Origin of the sequence: Kitasatospora sp. MAA4 (assembly GCF_029893355.1) — a bacterium.
GTDB lineage: Bacteria > Actinomycetota > Actinomycetes > Streptomycetales > Streptomycetaceae > Kitasatospora.
Genome location: NZ_JARZAI010000002.1, coordinates 466,673 through 482,730, shown reverse-complemented (window position 1 = coordinate 482,730; position 16,058 = coordinate 466,673). Strand labels below are relative to the sequence as shown.

Sequence of the window (16,058 nt, the reverse complement as noted above, 5' to 3'; positions counted from 1 at the left end):
GGCGAGAGCTCCGTTCACCGTGGGGCGCCGGACGCTGCCATCGACCGTGACAGGAGTGAGCGACGCCGTGCCACTGGACCCGACTCTGCAGAAACTGCTCGACGGCATGCCGACCACCGACTTCGACACAGTTCCGCTGGAGGAACTGCGCCGCGCCAACATCGCGAACGCCATCGCACAGCCGCGCGTCGTCGAGCTGCCGCGTGTCGAGGACCGCCGCGTCGACGGGGTGGGCGTGCGCATCTACTGGCCCCAGGCCGATGCGGCCGGCCTGCCGGTAGTCGTGTACTACCACGGCGGCGGATTCTTCATGGGCAACCTCGACACCCACGACAACGTCGCCCGCACCATCGCCCACCGAGCCGACGCGGTCGTGGTCTCCGTCGACTACCGGCTCGCCCCCGAGGACCCGTACCCGGCCGCGCTGGAGGATGCGTTCACCGTGCTGCGCTGGACCGCCGCCCACGCCCGCGAACTCGGAGCGGACCCCGACCGCATCGCCGTGGCCGGCGACTCGGCCGGCGGGAACCTGGCCGCCATGGTCGCCCTGCGCGCCCGCGACGCCGGCGGGCCACCGCTGCGCTTCCAGCTGATGTGGTACCCCTGCACACACATCGACCCCACCCTGCCCTCCGAGACGGAGAACGCCAACGCGCCCGTCCTGCCCCGCCGCGCCGTCGAACTGAGCGTCGGCTGGTACCTGGGCGACCGCGACCCCAAGATCTCCGGCGCCGCACCCGCCTACGCCCAGAGCCACACCGGCCTGCCACCCGCCTACATCGCCACCGTCCAAGGCGACGCCATCCGCGACGAAGGCATCCGCTACGCCCAACTGCTGCGCGCAGCCGGCGTCCCGGTCGAGCACCGCAACCACGAGGACCTGGTCCACGCCTTCTGCACCCTCGCCCCGCACGTGCCCGCCGCGGCGAGGGCGCTGGACGACTCCCTCGCCGCACTCAAGACCGGCCTCGCCTCTACCTGATGGCCAGCCAGGGCCTCGCGGACCGATGCACCAATGCCCACGTCGAGCGCGCACCCTCCCACCCGGAGCGCTGGAGCGACCACGCACTCGTGTGAGCTCACATGCCGTCCACCGCGGCGCGGTAGGTGCGGATTCCCTCGATCCGGCAGCTGCCCGCCGTGAAGGCGACGGTGGAGTGGTCACCTGTCAGCCGGACGCTGAGGGGTCCGGAGCCGGCCTGGCGGATGTCGTAGGTGTGCAGGCCGGTGTGGTCCCAGCCGTGGATGTCCAACTCCTCGACGTGGGAGAACACGAGGAAGAACTCCAGCGCGTTCACCCCGCCCTCGAACAGCGGGGAAGCCGCCGCTCCCGGGACCTCGGTGGTGGCGAAGCCCACGGTGATCCCGCTGTCGGCGCGCTCGTCCACGAGCAGGCCGAGCAGGTCGAACTCCGCGAGCGGCACGGGCCCGTGGAAGAGCTGGACGAGGTCAGCCGTGCCGGCGACGAGTTCGGTCCAGTCAGGCGCGGTCATAGTAGTTCTTCTTCCAGGTCTCCGGCGGTGCGGTGTGGAGCCTTCGGTCGAGCGGGCTGAGGTAGTGCCGGGTCGGCTCGCGGTCCGAGCTCCGGGAGTTCCAGGCGCTCAGGCGGCCGATCGTGACGGATCGGTGGCAGGAGAACCCCAGGCGGACGGACTCGCCGCGCACCGCCAGCTCGACCCGGCTGCGCTCCAGCTCGCGGATGTCCAGCGTGACGGTCGCGGGGAGGCGGTGGCCGGCCATCGAGAAGTCCGCGATGTCGAGGAACTGGAGGTGGAACTCGACCGTGTCGCAGTGGGACGCCACCCACTGCGCCGGCGGGTGGTCGGGACGTCCGCTGGTGCTGACCCGCTGGGTGAGCGTCGGGCCGCGCCGGTCGAGATTGACCGAGCGCAGCACCAGCGGCTGAACATCCGACAGGTCCTGGTAGAGCGCGGAGATCCGCTCCGGGTTGCGCAGCAGGTCAGCCCAGTGTGGGGTCATCGTCGTAGTGCGCTTCTGCTGGGGGCGGGAGGACGCCGTTTCGCGGGTCATCGAGGGGTCTTGGTCGAGGGTACCCAGTCCTCGCCTCCCCGGATTCCGCGGCTCCCCAGCCCGCTCGCCCCCCGAATGCGAATCACCACCAAGAGTAATAGCGTGGGAACCCAGTGTAGTTTCCATTGCCATGTCCTGGTGCCCACGAAAAGGGGAAACATGACCAGCAAGGCCAGCATCGTCTTCGCCCACGGACTCTGGGCCGACGGCTCCTGTTTCAGCAAGCTCATCCCCACGCTCCAGGCCGAAGGGCACGAGGTCCTCAGCTCGCAGCACGGCCTCGACTCACTCGAAGGCGACGTCGCGTGCGTCACCCGCGCCATCAACCACGTGCCCGGCCCCGTCGTGCTCGTCGGTCACTCCTACGGCGGGACCCTGATCACCAAGGCCGGCATCCACGACCGCGTGGGTGCTCTGGTCTACATCGCCGCGCTCGCCCCCGACGAGGACGAGACCTCGCAGGATCAGCAGGACAAGTTCGCCCGCATGCCCGTCTTCGGGCACATCGACGTCGCCGACGGCCGCATCTGGCTGCTCGAGTCGGGCATCGGCGACTTCTGCGGCGACCTGCCGGCAGCCGAGCAGAAGCTCGTCCTCGCGACCAGCGCCGTGCCCGTCCCGGACCTGTTCAACCAGCAGGTTCCCGGCACCGCCTGGCGTACGAAGCCGAGTTGGTACATCGTCGCGAACAACGACCGCACCGTGAACCCGGACCTGGAACGGGCCGCTGCCGAGCGCATCGGCGCGAAGACCTACGCCGTCGACAGCAGCCACGTGCCCATGCTCTCGCACCCCGACTTCGTCCTCGACGTCATCCGCGACGCCGCGAAGACCCTCGAGGCATAAGGGCGTGTCCTGATCGCCCTGCCGGGTGTGCGCGAACCGCGCCGCGGCGTGCCGGCCGGTCCGGGGACCGCGGACCGGCCGGCGCGTCAGGTGCTGGGTCAGGGGAAGGAGACCACGTTGCTGGGCACGGTGCTGCCCGTGGGCGTGATCGCTCCCGTGTCGTTGATGACATGGGTGATCGTGCCCTTGCCGCCGAGGGAGACGGTGAACGTGTCGTGGAGCTTCACACCCTGGGTGGCCGGTACCTCGAATGCGTGGTAGCTGTTCACCGACGGGTTGACGTTGAAGTAGCAGTAGCTGCCCAGGCCCCACGCCTCGTGCGAGGTGACGTTGTCGCCCACCTTGTAGGCGGCGTAGCCGTTGACCCCGGTCGGGCTCATCCAGGCGGCCTGGTTCGGCACGTCGTAGGGCATCTCGTTCTGGAAGAAGATCGTCTTGCCGTTCTGGCCGTTCCAGGTGACGTCGTACTTCTGGTAGTGCTCGACGAACAGGCCCGTTGCCTCGACGTTGTCGCCGTTGACGATCAGGCCGTTGTCAGCCGTGTTGACACCCCAGCCGACCGTGCCCGCGTTGCCGTGGTCGGCACGCCAGGCCCAGATGTCGTCGATGATCGCGTCGTTGCTGTTGACGACCAGGCTCGCGGTCGCCCTGCCCGCGATCTCGCCACCGATCCGGAAGAACACGTCCTGGATCGTCGTCGGGTCGGCCGCATGGCTCGCGCCGGATCCGGAGGCCCCAACGGTCAGCAGCGCGGCCGAGTTGGTGGTACCGGCATCGAACAGCAGGCCCTTGAGCCGGACGCCGTCGACGTCGGCCACCTGCATCGCGTTGACTCCGTTGTCCGGCACGAACGTCGGGTAGCCGATGCCCAGGACTACCGTGTCGGCCTTGGTGACGTTGAGCGTCCGGTCGAGGTGGTAGACGCCCGGGGTGACGAACAGGTTGCACCCCTGGGCGAGCGCCGCGTTGATGGTCGAGGCGGTGTCGCCGGCCTTGACGACGTAGAACTGGTTCATCGCCAGCGAACTGCCCGGAGTGCTGCCGCCCGCCCAGCTGGGGCCGGAGGCGTTGGTGCGCAGCGAGGGCAGGAACACCCGGTACTTGCCGGTGCCGTCGACGTACAGGTAGGGCACGTCACGCGAGACGGGGGTGGTGCCCAGAGTGGTCTCCGGTGGGTTCGGGAAGGTGTTCGCCGGTGCGCCGCTGGTGCCGGAGAAGACCATGTTCCACACGCCGCCGTTCCAGCTGCCCAGGTTGCTGTCCCGGGTGTACCACTGCTGCTGCGAGGCGGAGGACGCCTGACCCGTCACCCTGGTGTCGGCGAGGTAACCGCCGCTCGCCCAGCCGTAGCTGGCGGGGTAGAGCTGCAGGTCACCGTGAACGTCGATGCGCCGGAACGGCGCCGCCTGCGCCACCGCCCAGCGGTCGCCACCGGCCGGGTTGATGGCCAGGTTCTCCGCCGATCGCCAGAAGTTCTGCGTCGCGTTGCCTGCGTCCGAGGCGTTGAACGCGTCGACCGTGACGTGGCCGTTGATGGTCACGTCGTCCGGGTTCTGCCCCAGGCCCGCGACCGAGGTGTAGAAGCCGACGTTGTCCTCCACGCTGTACACGCCGGGCTTGAACAGGTCGGCCACCCGGTTCTCGGAGAACTGCGCGGTGTTGGTGTCCTTCATCTGGGCGAACTGGGCGTCGAGCTGGGACTGGACGGTGGCGCTGGACATGCTGGGGTCGAAGACGTGCACGTTCGGCCCGAAGTCCGGGGTGTCGGACTGGGTCGGGCACCCCGGACCGCCGCCTCCGCCCTGCGTGTAGGTGAAGTGCGGGGTGTCGTACTGCGGGCCGTTCTTCTCGTAGGTGAACCAGTACTCGACCAGCGTGCCGGTGGTGAGCGAGCTGATGGTCTGGGTCCAGTTACCGGCGCCGTTCGCCATCCGGAAGTTCTGCTGGCCCGCGCCGTTGATCAGGTAGTGGATGTCGACGTAGAGGGCCGGCGTCGTCGGCGTGAACGTGATCTGTGCCTGCGAGGCGTTGAGCGGGGTGGCGCTCTGGGTGTAGTCGCTGGACGCGGCGGCCGCGGTCCCGGACGTGGACGTGAGGCCGACCAGTCCGGCGAGCGCCAGGGCGAGACCAGCGAGCAGCGCCACGGTGCGTTGACTCCACCCAGGGTGCGACGGCCTGCGGCTCGGAAGGGCAGTGCGATGCATGCGGTGAGGTCCTCTCGTCTGTGTTCGCGAAGTGAACGCCAGATCGGGCCTGTGGAACTGCTGGCATCACCTCGGAGCGTGACTCTCGGCCGCCGTGGGGTAGCTGCCTTCGAATCAGTTCACAAGGGACGTCGTCCAACAGCCGATCGGGGGCGAGCGCGTTCGAAGGGGAGTCTCTTGGTGGTCTGGACCACCGTCAAGAGGTAGCGCAACGTTCACCTTCTGAATGAGGCTGGACGCAGCGTTCAAGGGATCAACGAAAGGGTGGCTTTGGCGAGCCTTAATGCCACACCTCTTGACTCAACCACGCCAACTGGCCAGAGTGGCAGACCATCTGGACCTGAACCGCTTCTCCCCGGGAGTGCTCCGTGATCGCCCGTAGAACACTGATCGGCGCCTCGATCGCCGCCCTGGCCGCCCCGATCGTGCTCACCGCTCAGGAGCGACGTGCCAGGGCCGCCACACCGGCCACGCTGGCCGTGGACCTGTCCAACAACGCGTCCTCGGACACCGTCTACGCCTATGTGCTGGGGCTGGACATCGCTCAGGGCAACACCTGGGCCTTCCTTCAGGCGGACGGCCGGACGCTCTACCACCCGCCCTCCCCCTCCGCCCCCGGAGCCCCGCTCGGCGTCGACTGCGCGATCGCCCTGCCACCCGCCGGAGCAGCGCCCCGCACGATCTCGCTTCCCCGGCTGGCGAGCGGCCGGATCTACTTCTCCATCGGAAGCAAACTCGTGTTCCTGGTCAACCCCGGGCCCGGTATCGCCATGCCGTCGGTGAGCAACCCCAGCGATCCGAACATCAACACGGCTTACAGCTTCTGCGAGTTCACCTACGACCAGAGCCAGCTCTACGCCAACATCAGCTTCGTCGACTTCGTCTCCGTGCCCATCTCCTTCAACCTGCAGACCTCCCAGGGAACCCAGACGGTCCAGGGACTGCCGGCCGGCGGACTCGACTCCGTCTGCTCCGCCCTGCGCACACAGGCTGCGGCGGACGGCAGCGACTGGGCACATCTGATCGTCCAGGACTCCGCGGGGAAGAACCTGCGCGTTCTCAGTCCCAACCTCGCCATCGGGTCGAACAGTTCGCTCTTCGCCGGGTACCTCGACTCCTACATCGACGACGTGTGGCAGAAGTACCAGAGCACGGACCTGGTGATCGACACCCAGTACACCTGGGGCACCGTCAGCGGCCGTGTGAGCAACGGGGTGCTGACGTTCCCCGGCATGGGAAGCTTCACCAAGCCGTCCACCGCAGCCGTCTTCAACTGCAGCAGCGCGCCCTTCACCACGGGCAACGACGAGATGGGAAACCTCAGCGCACGTCTCGCCGCGGCTTTCAACCGCACGACGCTGCTGACCGATCCGAACCAGCCCGACGGCGAGAACCCTGCCGCCTTCTACACCGAGACTCGGAGCAACCACTACGCGCGCATCCTGCACGCGACGACGTCCGACCACCTCGGCTACGCATTCCCCTACGACGACGTCCACCCAGCCGGCGTCGACTTCGAGGGCAAGGTCCAGTCCTCCACCCCCACCCTGTTCACCATCACCGTCGGGGCGGCGGCCCAGGACCCCGGCAACCCGCCACCCCCGGGCGGCAGCAGCGCCTACCGCACGATCCAGGCAACGGCCTACACCTCCCAGTCGGGCACCCGGACCGAGGCATGCAGCGACGTCGGTGGCGGCCAGGACGTCGGTTGGATCTCCACCGGCGACTGGCTCGGCTACGCCGGCATCGACTTCGGCGCCACCGGCGCCACCCAGTTCAAGGCCCGCGTGGCCTCCGGTGCGGCCGCCAACGTCAGCGGCCTCGTCGAAGTCCGGCTCGACAGCCCCACCGCCCCGCCCGTCGGCAGCTTCGCCCTCGCGAACACGGGTGGCTGGCAGAGCTGGACCACCGTCCCGGCCACGATCGCCCGCGTCACCGGCGTCCACACCGTCTACCTCACCTTCACCAGCGGCCAGCCCGCCGACTACGTGAACGTCAACTGGTTCACGTTCGCGGCCAACTGACGACACCGAGCTCCGGAGCACCCGCCGAGCCGGGCTGCGGCGGTCCCGAGCTCTCGCCGCCCGGCGACCTGCTGATGGGGACGGCAGGGACGGAGAGCCGCACGGTGGCCGCAGCAGCCCTTCGAGCGTTCCGACCCGCGCGTATGCCCTCGGCCCCCAACTCCTTGCCGTCAGGCATGTTCAGCCGACGAGTTCCAGATCCCGCCAGGCTCGCCCGGGACCGCCGCCGGCCCAGGTGCCGAGGAGGCTCCTGACCTCGTCCATCGGCGCTGCGAGCGAGACCTGCTGAGTGCCGCCGTGCACGCTGCGCTCCTGCTCGTGGCTGCCCTCACTGCAGCACTTGCACAGCAGGTTGACGCTGCTCGCCGGTTCCGCACCGTAGCCCCGCTCGGCGAACATCTCGACCAGCGCCTCCAGGTCGTCCGGCGCCGGGGCGTTCAGGCTGACGGTGTGCGTCGGCAGGTCGGAGAGCTCGAACAGCATGATCTCGTCGAAGACACTGTGGCTTCGGCCGTCGACGATGCGCTCGCCGGTCGGCGCCCCGTCGTGCAGCACGATCTCACCGAACCGGCGTCCCGACGTCACCGGGACACTGACAACCCGTGCCCGCGTCGGGCACAACCGCTGCGCCCAGACCACCTCGTACTCACCGGCGGTCTCCAGCCGCACGCAGGCCATCCCGAAGCGGCCGACGATCTCTCCCTCGCCTTCGGGCAGCGTGATGCCGAAGCCTGACCAGGCGTCACGGGCCACCGGCCAGTCACGCAGCACCGTCGCGGCGATGCCCAGGTTCCAGTACGCGGGATCGCCCTCCCCGCGCGGCGCCCGGGCCGCGGCCTCCTTGCCGAGCTCGAACGCCTTGTCCCAGTTGCGGAGGAACTTGTGCGCCAACGCGGCGTCGAACCACCAGACACCGCTCGGCTCCTCGTCGGGGTAGTGCCGCAGCACCTCCTCGTAGCGGTCCGCGGAGAGCTGCCACTGCTCCGCCTCCCACGCCGCCCGAGCCTGCTCCAACAGGGCCTTCGCCTCACCCTTGCGCACCGACGCCACTCCCGGTTCAACCGCGCCCAGGCCTGCCACCTGGGCTTCCGCCGCCGAAGTCTTCCACGGGCCCACCCGAGCACCACACCGGGGGCGGCCGCAGGGCCGCACCCGGATGTCCTGACCCGGACCCCGCCAGGAGCTGCGCCGACCAGAGGCGATCCGGACGGTGGTTGCGGTACGGAGTCGAAGCCCGAACCCGGACCGGTTCCAGAACGCAGCCTCACCAGTAGCGGTCGACCCACTCCGGCGGGCCTGCCGGGTCGCGGATCAGAGCCGACCGCACATCACTCCGGGCGCCCCGCACCTGGCTCAGCCGAAGGAGTCATCAGCCCGCCCGCACTACCGAGCTGATCGGGAACGGGCGACGGTGCGCCGCCCAGCATCGCCCTCGTCTCCCGGGCCAACCGGTGCAGAGCCGCTGTCGGGCGGGGCAGCTCCGGCAGCAACGCGGCCCCGGCCGCGAGCGCTGCCCGGGCGACGGCGGGCAGGCAGATCGTCGCGGCTTCGTGGGCGATGCGGAAGTGCTCCTCGGTGACCCTCAGGCCGAGACCCAGCGCGCGCCAAGTGAGAGTAGGGCGCTGCGGTTCCGGAAGGTTGAGGTCGAGTGCCAGTTGGTCCGTGGGCGGGGGCGGGGGCGGGCCGTCGAGTGCGGCGACGGCCCGCTGGAGGGAGCGCCAGGCTGCCTCGATGTCGCCGGCTCTGCGCTGCAGCGAGGCGAGATCGACCAGCGCCGCACCGCGATGCGCGGGGTCGTCCTGGAGGGACGCGTGCAGGTGCCGGGCGCGAGCTGCCTGCGTGAAGTCCCCGAGTCTTGCGAGCTCACCGGCAAGGCCTGCGAGCAGCGCCGCGTCACGTGGTCCGGCGTCGTCGAGCAGACGCAGCAGCGCGGTGCGGGCCAGCTCGGTGCGCCCCTGGCGGCGGGCCAGCTCTGCCCAGGTGAGCTCAGGCTCGTCTCCCGGGTCCATGCCGTGATTGGACTCGTCGAACTCGGCCGCCCAGCTGGTCAACTCCGCTGTGGTGTCCGGGAATCCTCCGAGCAGGTAGTGCGTGTCGACGTTTGCCTCGCGGAGCGTCCGCAGGAGCTGGTGGTCCTGCTCCTGGCCGTGCAGGCCCACGAGCACGGCGGCCAGCCGCAGCTCCTCCGTGGCGCCGTGCTCGTGGGCCTCATGCTGGAGCAGAACGCGCAGGAACGGCAGATCCGTCGCGCGCCGGTCGTACTGGGCCGCGCGCAGGGCCGTCGCCCGCGGCGCCGCACCGCCCGCCACCTCGGACCAGCGGGTGCGATCGGTGCGCAGCAGGGCCAGGTCCGTCCGCCCGGGCTCAAGGACGGTCTGCCACAGCGGTGGGCGGGGCAGCCGGTCCAGGAGCGTGTAGGCGCAGCCCTCCTGCGCGTTGAGGAGCAGGAAGTCGGGCTCGGTGCGCAGCAGGGCCTGGTGCAGGCGGCGGATCAGCTGCGGTTGCGGGAGCTCGCGCAGTCCCAGCGCGGCGAGCAGGGCGCTGCGGTCGGCGTCGAGGTCCGGGCCGTAGTACTCGTGCAGGTCATCCTCGGTGTCTGTCGCCGTTGCCGCGAGCGTGGCGTCGTCGGCGTGGGGGTCGAGGCCGGTGTAGTCGTGCCAGCCCGGCAGGCCGATCAGCACTTCCAGGGCCTCGTCCACGCTGTCGGCTACCAGTCCGGCCTCACCCTCGGAACCGGCGTACAGCACCTCCCCGCCCGCGCAGACGAAGAACGTCCCGCCGGTGTCGTCCCCCGCCACCGCCACCAGCCCCGCACCCGAGGCCAGCCGGACGGCCTCGACGTGCTCGTCCCGGGCGATGTCGAAGTTGAACGGGTACGCCGCGAGCCCCGCGAGATCGGGACGCTCCCGGAGCAACTGGAGAACACGGTGATGGCCTGTCATGGCGGGACGCTAGCAGGCGACTCTCCAGCCGGCCGTACTGCCCTTGATGTAAGGGGTTGGACGATCAGGACCGCAGGCCACCGCGTCCCCGGGCGGATCGAGGGGCCTGGGCGCCGGTGGCCGTGTCGGCGGGACCGGTTAAGGTACGGCGGTGATCACCGCCGACAATCCCCAAGCGCCCTCGCTGACCGCCGCCGTTGCCGACCTGGAGCAGGCAGTCGCCGCCCGCGACGGTGCACGCACCGAGGAGGCGTTCGGCGCAGTCTGGCACGCACTGCAGCATGCCCCGGCAGACGAGGGCGCCCGGGTCGGGCCGCAGCTGGCCGCGCTGGTCCCGGACTTTCCGGCCACCGCACCACGAGCGATGCTGGCGCTGATGGCCGGCGCCTGCGTGGAACGCGGGGCCGACCCGCTCGCCTGCGCCGAGCCGATCCTCACGGGTGTACGCGAAGCCGTAGCCGATGCGTTGGAGTTCGCGCGCCGCTGGCAGAGCACGGGCGAGGACGACCTCCCGGAGGCCGACGACGCCATCATCGACGAGCCACTGCTGAGCCGACTGAGCGGCACACGCGCGGAGGCCCTGCGGCTGGCGCTGGCCTGGACCTCGATCGACCAGTGGCAGCCGCCCGCGCTGGCTGTGCTCTGCCGCAGCCCGCAAGCGCGGCGCGAACTCACGGAGCAACTCGCCGAGTGGGTCGATCAGCTGTGGTCGCTGGAGCGACACGACCTCAAGTGCCTCGCCTACGCGCTGGAAATCCTGGACGACGAACCGCTCGTCGTGCTGCACCGCCCTTCGGGCGCAGGGTTCGAGCTGCGGATCGGCGGCATCGGCGACAACTTCCAGTTGCACACCCTGCTCGCCCACGTTCTGATCGGCGGCGGACACCTGCCGGGCGAGGCGCCCGCAGCCGAGGCGGTGGGCCTCGCCCTCGACCAGAAGTTCGACCCGGCGGCCGACTTCGGCGGCCTGGTCGCATACGGTGCGTTCAACCTGGCCGCACCGGACGGCGAATGGATCTGGAACGAAGGGAAGCCGAGCGACATCCCGGTGGTCGAGAACCGACGCCTCCTGGTGCTCGACCAGCAGCCCTACGAACGCAGCTGGAACGTCGGCCGGTTCTTCCCGATGCTCGAAGGCTCGATCAGCCTCACCCGGGTGCTGTCCGCCGAGGAGGCGCAGGCATGGTTCCGCCATGTGCGGCCGGGCCGGTGAGGGTGACCCGAGATGCGCAGCATCGACCTGAAACCGATCTTCCGGAACAACCGGCAGCTGATGCGGCGGGTGCTGGCGCTCCTGGACCAGAAGCACATCCGCTAGCTGTACCTGCGACGCGAGTTGGACCCGAAGGACCCCGGTCGGGCACTGGCGCACGGCCGGGAGACGTGAAGCCAGAGGGCCGGGCGGGCACCCCGGCCGCGTAATCTCACCCGAAGCAAGGGGGTGTTGGCTGTTCTCTGCGGCGTGACACTCTGTACGGACGACTCTTCCGGCACGCACAGGTCCGGCCGTGCCGGATCAGATTGCGTCGCGACCCGGATCTCGGGCCCACTCCTCGCGCGGCCGCAGGCGCGCGAGGATCCTTTGCGCCTCATCACGGACATCGGCATCGCTGTCCATTGCCAACTCCCGCAACTGCTTGATGAGCCGGTCTGCGCCCTCGGCCGTCAGCCAGTCGGGGTCGCAGTCCAGAGCCGCTTGGATTTCATCAGCGGTCCAGGTCGCCGCGGCGCAACTCCTGGCCAGCAGCACATAACGCAGACCCGTGGTGTCCTTGCGGGCCAGCAGCGCCGCGGCCGTCTCCGAGGTGACCGCGCTGTCCTGGGCTTCCAGGAGCAGACGATGGAGGACGTCCGCCGCCTCATCGATCCTGTCCGACACCGCGAGCTGCCGCCCGGCTGCAGCACGAACCGACCAGGCGGGAGATTCGGCATTCTTCAGTGCCGTACTCAGTTCTTGATCATCGGAGGACGCCATGCTCCCAGCTTGCCAGGGAGGGTGTCGCCATCGCAGGACGGAGATCGGGAACACACGCGGCACGTACCGGGAATCGCTCATCGCTTCCTTCTGGCGGACGGGATCCGGTGTCTTTCCGAACGTGACACCCCACGAGGCAAGTACGCTGCACCAGCAGCGGACTTGGCTTCTGGGAGGAACAGTGCCGGAGCCCTTGCGGGTCGTTCTGATGTCCTATGGCGCGGAGGGCTTCGCCGACCTCCGTGACCCCTGCGTTGCGGCGGGCCATCATCCGGTCGCGTACGTGTACGCCGCTCCGCGAAGGCCGGGCGGGCAGGCCGCGTCCGCAGCGGGAGCAGCGATCGGCAGCATCCTGGCGCAGCTACCGCCGGGCCCGGACCTGTTGCTTCCGCGTAGCCTCGCCGGCCTGGCCCGTGCGCTGGCTGTCGTCCAGCCGGACCTGGTGGTGTGCAACGGGTTCCCCTGGAAGCTGTCGGCCGAGGTCCTGCGTGTTCCGCGCCTCGGTGTGCTGAACGTTCATCCCTCACTGCTGCCGCGCCACCGTGGGCCTATGCCTGTCCACTGGGCGGTGCGACACGGTGATCCGGAGACGGGTGTGACGGTTCACTGGATGGACGAGTCCTTCGACACGGGGAGGATCCTGGTCCAGCACGGAGGTGTCGGGCTGCCGGGCGACCTGGATGGTGACAGCGTCTTCGCGCAGATCCAGGCTCTTTCCCGCGAGCTGCTCTCGGAGGCACTGGAGTTGGCTGTCAGCGGCTGCACCGGCACAGTACAGAGCACAGAAGGCGCGAGTTACGAAGGCATGATGGGGCCGCAGAGCGCGGTCATCGACTGGTCGGCGAGCCGCCACGACATCCACAATCTCGTCCGCACCTTCCGGTTCGGGCGGTTCCCGGTCCCCGGCCCCCTTGCCGTTGTCGATGGTCGCTGGGTATCCGTCCTCAATTCCCGTACCGAGCCTGGTGACGGAGTGCGGATGGAGTGCGGGGACGGTCCGCTGTGGATCGTGGAGTCGGTCCCCGTGCCGTCGCGGGATGCCTGGCTCTCTGCGAGCTGACGGGCAATTCAGGCGTCTTCGCCCCGCGCGTTCGTGATGCGTTCGCGCAGACGTAGTGCGCCCGGGTCTGTGAAGTCGTCGAGCAGCGTCAGCGCTTCGCGTCTGTACTGCTGCACGTCTGAAGGCGCGTCACTGGCGTCCAGCGCGTCCGCGAGGCAGCAGAGGGCCACGGCGTGCTGCCACCGGTCACCGAGCTCACGGTGCACGGCCAGCGCGCGGCGGTGGAAGTCGCTCGCTTCCTGTGCGCGGCCGAGTTCGAGGTACGCCTGTCCGGTGCCGTCCCAGGCCAGGGCCTCGCGGCTGCGGTCCCCGAGGCGCCGTTGGAGGACGGCTGCACGGTGATAGGAGACGAGAGCATCAGCGGGTCGGCCAGCGGCACGTTGGGCGTGTCCGAGCTGGGTCAGCCAGTGGCCCTCCGCGACGTCGCTGTTCAGGTCCAATGCGAGGTCGACGGCCCTCTGGGCACTGTCCAGTGCCTCGCTCCCGTGTCCGGTTTCGGTCTGGATCAGGCTGAGGATCCGCAGCGCGTTGCCCTCGGCCCAGCGGTCGCCCTTCTCCCGGAAACGTCTCCAAGCCGGCGTGGACCAGCGGCTCTGCCTCGGCGGGCCGACCGAGCGCCACCTGGACCTCGGCGAGGTTGACCGCTGTTCGCGGCTCCCAGTAGGTGTCATCAAGATGCTCGAACAAGGCATGGGCCTGTTCAAGGGCGTCCTGCGCGCCCAGCAGTTGGTGGCGGCGCAGCTGTAGCAGGCCGAATCCGTTGAGGGTCAGGGCCTCGCCGGCGGGATCGTCGAGCTCTCGACGGATGTCCAGCGCCGCGTGGTACTGCTCGGCTGCCTGGTCGAGGCGATGGGACTGGGCACAGGCCATGCCGAGGCTTTCGTGCAGCTCCGCCTGCGCGTGCCGATCACCGTCGCGCCGGGCAGCCTCCAGACCCAGCTGCGAGGTTGCAAGCCAGTCGTGAAACGGATTACGGATCATGTAGAAGGCACGCAGGACGATGGCGAGCTGCCAGGCGCACTTGCTGCACGAGCTCCTCCGGATCGTCCCCGCTGCGGTAGTCCGCCGTCACCGCCCGTAGGAGCTCGACAGCATCATGTTCCGCCAGTACCTCCACCGTCAGATGCCGAGCCCCCTCCCGCACGCTGAGACCCGAGAGCCGATGACGGCTGGTCACCACGACCAGACAGCCCGGGGCACCGGGCAGCAGCGGGCGAACCTGAGCCGCACTTGAAGCGTTGTCGAGAACGATCAGCATCCTACGGCCCGCTACCAGAGATCGATAGGTCGACGCCATCGCATCGGGATCGGCGGGAATCGCGGCAGCAGGTACATTCAGGGCCCGCAAGAAGCGCTCGAGTATCTGCACGGGCGCCACCGGCGCCTGCGGGTCGTAGCCGTGCAGGTTCGCGTACAGCTGCCCGTCCGGGAAGTGCCCTCGGACGGCGTGCGCCCAGTGCAACGCCAGGGAGGTCTTACCGACCCCCGCAGTACCGGTGATCACCAAGACCTGGGCCGCCGGCGGATGCTCAGCCAGTAGGCGGTCCATGGCCTCCTGCTCCGCTACCCGGTTGACGAAACCACGCAGATCCGTGGGCAACTGCCACGGCACAGGCTCACTGCGCTGGGCGGCCTGCGGTGCCGCATGGACGTGGATCGTTCCCCGTATATCTCGGGCCTGCACGACGTTCCCGGCCGATCCCGACATCGATGAACTGGTCTCGCCGGACGACCTCTGTGATGCCTCCCGCACCACTACTCAGCGCTCCGCTGACAGCCGGGTCGGCAACAGATCAGCTGCCTGACGGGCCATGAAACTGCCGACGTCCTCGCCTTGGTCATACAGGTGGGCGATGAACTGCACGACCCGCTCCCTGAGCACGCGATCCATGTAACGGGTCGCGCCATCGGCAAGACCGGCCGCGTCGTACGAGATGTCGTAGACGGTGTCCGGGCCCAGGGTAATGAGCTCCGGCAGCTGCCCGTCCAGTTCATACCCGGCGATCAGCTCAGGGCCGAGGACGCGAATGAGCTCCCCGCACTCGGCACGCAGGCGCAGCAGCCGCAGTTCCCAGGCCAGATAGGGGGTGAGCGGGAACTCGACGACGCGCACCCGCAGCAGACGACACTCGTGATCAGCGGCCAGGCAGGAGAGCTGGATCAGGTCATCACGCCTGGCCTCGATCAGCTGCAGCGCCTGCGCACAGTCCCCTGCGGCATAGGCGCGCCAGCTGGCGTCCTCAGGCTCCTGGAACTGCTGGCGGCGCTCCAGCTTCCAAGAGTCATAGCCGTCGACCGCGAAGTCCCGCTTCCGGAAATCATCTCGGTAGACGTCGAGAGCGAGCCGGTCACCTGGCGCATCGCCGAGGAGGTCACGCATCCGGCAGGTCCGCCTTCGCGGCGAGGAGGGTGACCCGAGGAATGACCACGAGGCGCTCACCCTCGCCGACAAGGAGGTCCTGAGGGAGTCGAGCCCTGTAGGTCGCAGTCAGGTCGCGTCCGACAACAGCGATGTCGCCATTGTCGAGCTCCCAGATATCGGGACAGCCGTCCCGTCCCCCAGTCGTACCCAGCTCGGTCGGCGACCTGCCCAAGCGCCGGGTCAGCACGGCGTCGGGATCCGCATCCCACGGCTGGCCCATCGCTCCTCCAGAGGTTCGCGTGACGATGCGACTACGTAGCGTACAAATCGATCTGACTCAACGTCAACGTTCAGTGATCGACATCAGCAACCCTGGCCGAAAAAACCCGTGGCGTCCCGCCTCGGCGTGCGGGCAGGATGGTCGGCATGTACCAGTACGCCATCGCCGAGTTGCCCGCAGTCGCGGGCGCGATGGCTGCTGCCCCGGCAGTCGCAGCCGCATTCGACGGCGCACGAAGCTGACCTTCCCCGGGATGTCCCGGAACCTCGGACGGGGAAGGTCGGCCCGTCGCTGAGGTTCCGTCACCAGGCATTCGACTCACAGGGAAGACCCC

Annotated in this window: 16 protein-coding genes; 6 read left to right on the top strand and 10 right to left on the bottom strand. The window is 69.2% G+C overall.

Annotated features, from left to right (window positions below; translation table 11 throughout):
- The first annotated feature begins 55 nt into the window (after window positions 1–55).
- On the top strand, window positions 56–982 hold the full coding sequence (locus tag P3T37_RS04485) for an alpha/beta hydrolase (protein ID WP_280722082.1): 927 nt from the start codon (window positions 56–58) through the stop codon (window positions 980–982).
- Between the two features lie 97 nt (window positions 983–1,079).
- Here the strand turns inward: P3T37_RS04485 and P3T37_RS04480 are convergent, their stop codons facing one another.
- Window positions 1,080–1,493, bottom strand: a complete 414-nt coding sequence (locus P3T37_RS04480; RefSeq protein ID WP_280722081.1) for a hypothetical protein — start codon at window positions 1,491–1,493, stop codon at window positions 1,080–1,082.
- Window positions 1,480–1,980 (bottom strand): Imm50 family immunity protein, encoded by a 501-nt coding sequence (locus P3T37_RS04475; RefSeq protein WP_280722080.1) that lies wholly within the window; start codon window positions 1,978–1,980, stop codon window positions 1,480–1,482. Before P3T37_RS04475 ends, P3T37_RS04480 begins: the two co-directional genes overlap by 14 nt.
- A 210-nt stretch (window positions 1,981–2,190) precedes the next feature.
- Here P3T37_RS04475 and P3T37_RS04470 point away from each other — a divergent pair, with 210 nt between their 5' ends.
- A complete protein-coding gene (locus P3T37_RS04470; RefSeq protein WP_280722079.1) occupies window positions 2,191–2,877 on the top strand; it encodes an alpha/beta hydrolase in 687 nt (228 codons plus the stop codon).
- Window positions 2,878–2,975: 98 nt separating this feature from the next.
- On the opposite strand, the gene P3T37_RS04465 is transcribed toward P3T37_RS04470, so the two are convergent.
- Window positions 2,976–5,021, bottom strand: coding sequence for a coagulation factor 5/8 type domain-containing protein (locus P3T37_RS04465; protein WP_280722078.1), 2,046 nt, complete (start codon window positions 5,019–5,021; stop codon window positions 2,976–2,978).
- Window positions 5,022–5,449: 428 nt separating this feature from the next.
- Between P3T37_RS04465 and P3T37_RS04460 the strand changes: the two genes are divergently transcribed.
- Window positions 5,450–7,105, top strand: coding sequence for a beta-1,3-glucanase family protein (locus P3T37_RS04460; protein ID WP_280722077.1), 1,656 nt, complete (start codon window positions 5,450–5,452; stop codon window positions 7,103–7,105).
- A 180-nt stretch (window positions 7,106–7,285) separates the two neighbouring features.
- On the opposite strand, the gene P3T37_RS04455 is transcribed toward P3T37_RS04460, so the two are convergent.
- Window positions 7,286–8,146 carry a tetratricopeptide repeat protein gene (locus P3T37_RS04455; RefSeq protein ID WP_280722076.1) on the bottom strand — a complete coding sequence of 287 codons (861 nt, stop codon included), beginning with the start codon at window positions 8,144–8,146 and terminating at the stop codon, window positions 7,286–7,288.
- A gap of 287 nt (window positions 8,147–8,433) precedes the next feature.
- On the bottom strand, window positions 8,434–10,047 hold the full coding sequence (locus tag P3T37_RS04450; protein ID WP_280722075.1) for a hypothetical protein: 1,614 nt from the start codon (window positions 10,045–10,047) through the stop codon (window positions 8,434–8,436).
- A 151-nt stretch (window positions 10,048–10,198) separates the two neighbouring features.
- Between P3T37_RS04450 and P3T37_RS04445 the strand changes: the two genes are divergently transcribed.
- Window positions 10,199–11,260 (top strand): hypothetical protein, encoded by a 1,062-nt coding sequence (locus P3T37_RS04445; protein WP_280722074.1) that lies wholly within the window; start codon window positions 10,199–10,201, stop codon window positions 11,258–11,260.
- A 303-nt stretch (window positions 11,261–11,563) separates the two neighbouring features.
- Here the strand turns inward: P3T37_RS04445 and P3T37_RS04440 are convergent, their stop codons facing one another.
- Window positions 11,564–12,022 (bottom strand): hypothetical protein, encoded by a 459-nt coding sequence (locus tag P3T37_RS04440; RefSeq protein ID WP_280722073.1) that lies wholly within the window; start codon window positions 12,020–12,022, stop codon window positions 11,564–11,566.
- Window positions 12,023–12,203: 181 nt separating this feature from the next.
- On the opposite strand from P3T37_RS04440, the gene P3T37_RS04435 reads away from it, so the two are divergent.
- Entirely contained in the window at window positions 12,204–13,082 is an 879-nt protein-coding gene (locus P3T37_RS04435; protein WP_280722072.1) for a formyltransferase family protein, read from the top strand.
- An 8-nt stretch (window positions 13,083–13,090) separates the two neighbouring features.
- On the opposite strand, the gene P3T37_RS04430 is transcribed toward P3T37_RS04435, so the two are convergent.
- A complete protein-coding gene (locus P3T37_RS04430; RefSeq protein WP_280722071.1) occupies window positions 13,091–13,522 on the bottom strand; it encodes a tetratricopeptide repeat protein in 432 nt (143 codons plus the stop codon).
- A gap of 88 nt (window positions 13,523–13,610) precedes the next feature.
- Here P3T37_RS04430 and P3T37_RS04425 point away from each other — a divergent pair, with 88 nt between their 5' ends.
- Window positions 13,611–13,829 carry a hypothetical protein gene (locus tag P3T37_RS04425; RefSeq protein ID WP_280722070.1) on the top strand — a complete coding sequence of 73 codons (219 nt, stop codon included), beginning with the start codon at window positions 13,611–13,613 and terminating at the stop codon, window positions 13,827–13,829.
- 223 nt (window positions 13,830–14,052) lie between these two features.
- On the opposite strand, the gene P3T37_RS04420 is transcribed toward P3T37_RS04425, so the two are convergent.
- From P3T37_RS04420 to P3T37_RS04410, 3 genes are read right to left on the bottom strand one after another with little or no spacing between them, the layout of a single operon-like run.
- A complete protein-coding gene (locus tag P3T37_RS04420) occupies window positions 14,053–14,790 on the bottom strand; it encodes an ATP-binding protein (RefSeq protein ID WP_280722069.1) in 738 nt (245 codons plus the stop codon).
- 51 nt (window positions 14,791–14,841) lie between these two features.
- Complete coding sequence (locus tag P3T37_RS04415; RefSeq protein WP_280722068.1) at window positions 14,842–15,462, bottom strand: DUF6879 family protein; 621 nt, start codon at window positions 15,460–15,462, stop codon at window positions 14,842–14,844.
- Window positions 15,455–15,724, bottom strand: coding sequence for a hypothetical protein (locus tag P3T37_RS04410; protein ID WP_280722067.1), 270 nt, complete (start codon window positions 15,722–15,724; stop codon window positions 15,455–15,457). The genes P3T37_RS04415 and P3T37_RS04410 overlap by 8 nt, the downstream gene beginning before the upstream one ends.
- Window positions 15,725–16,058: the final 334 nt, after the last annotated feature.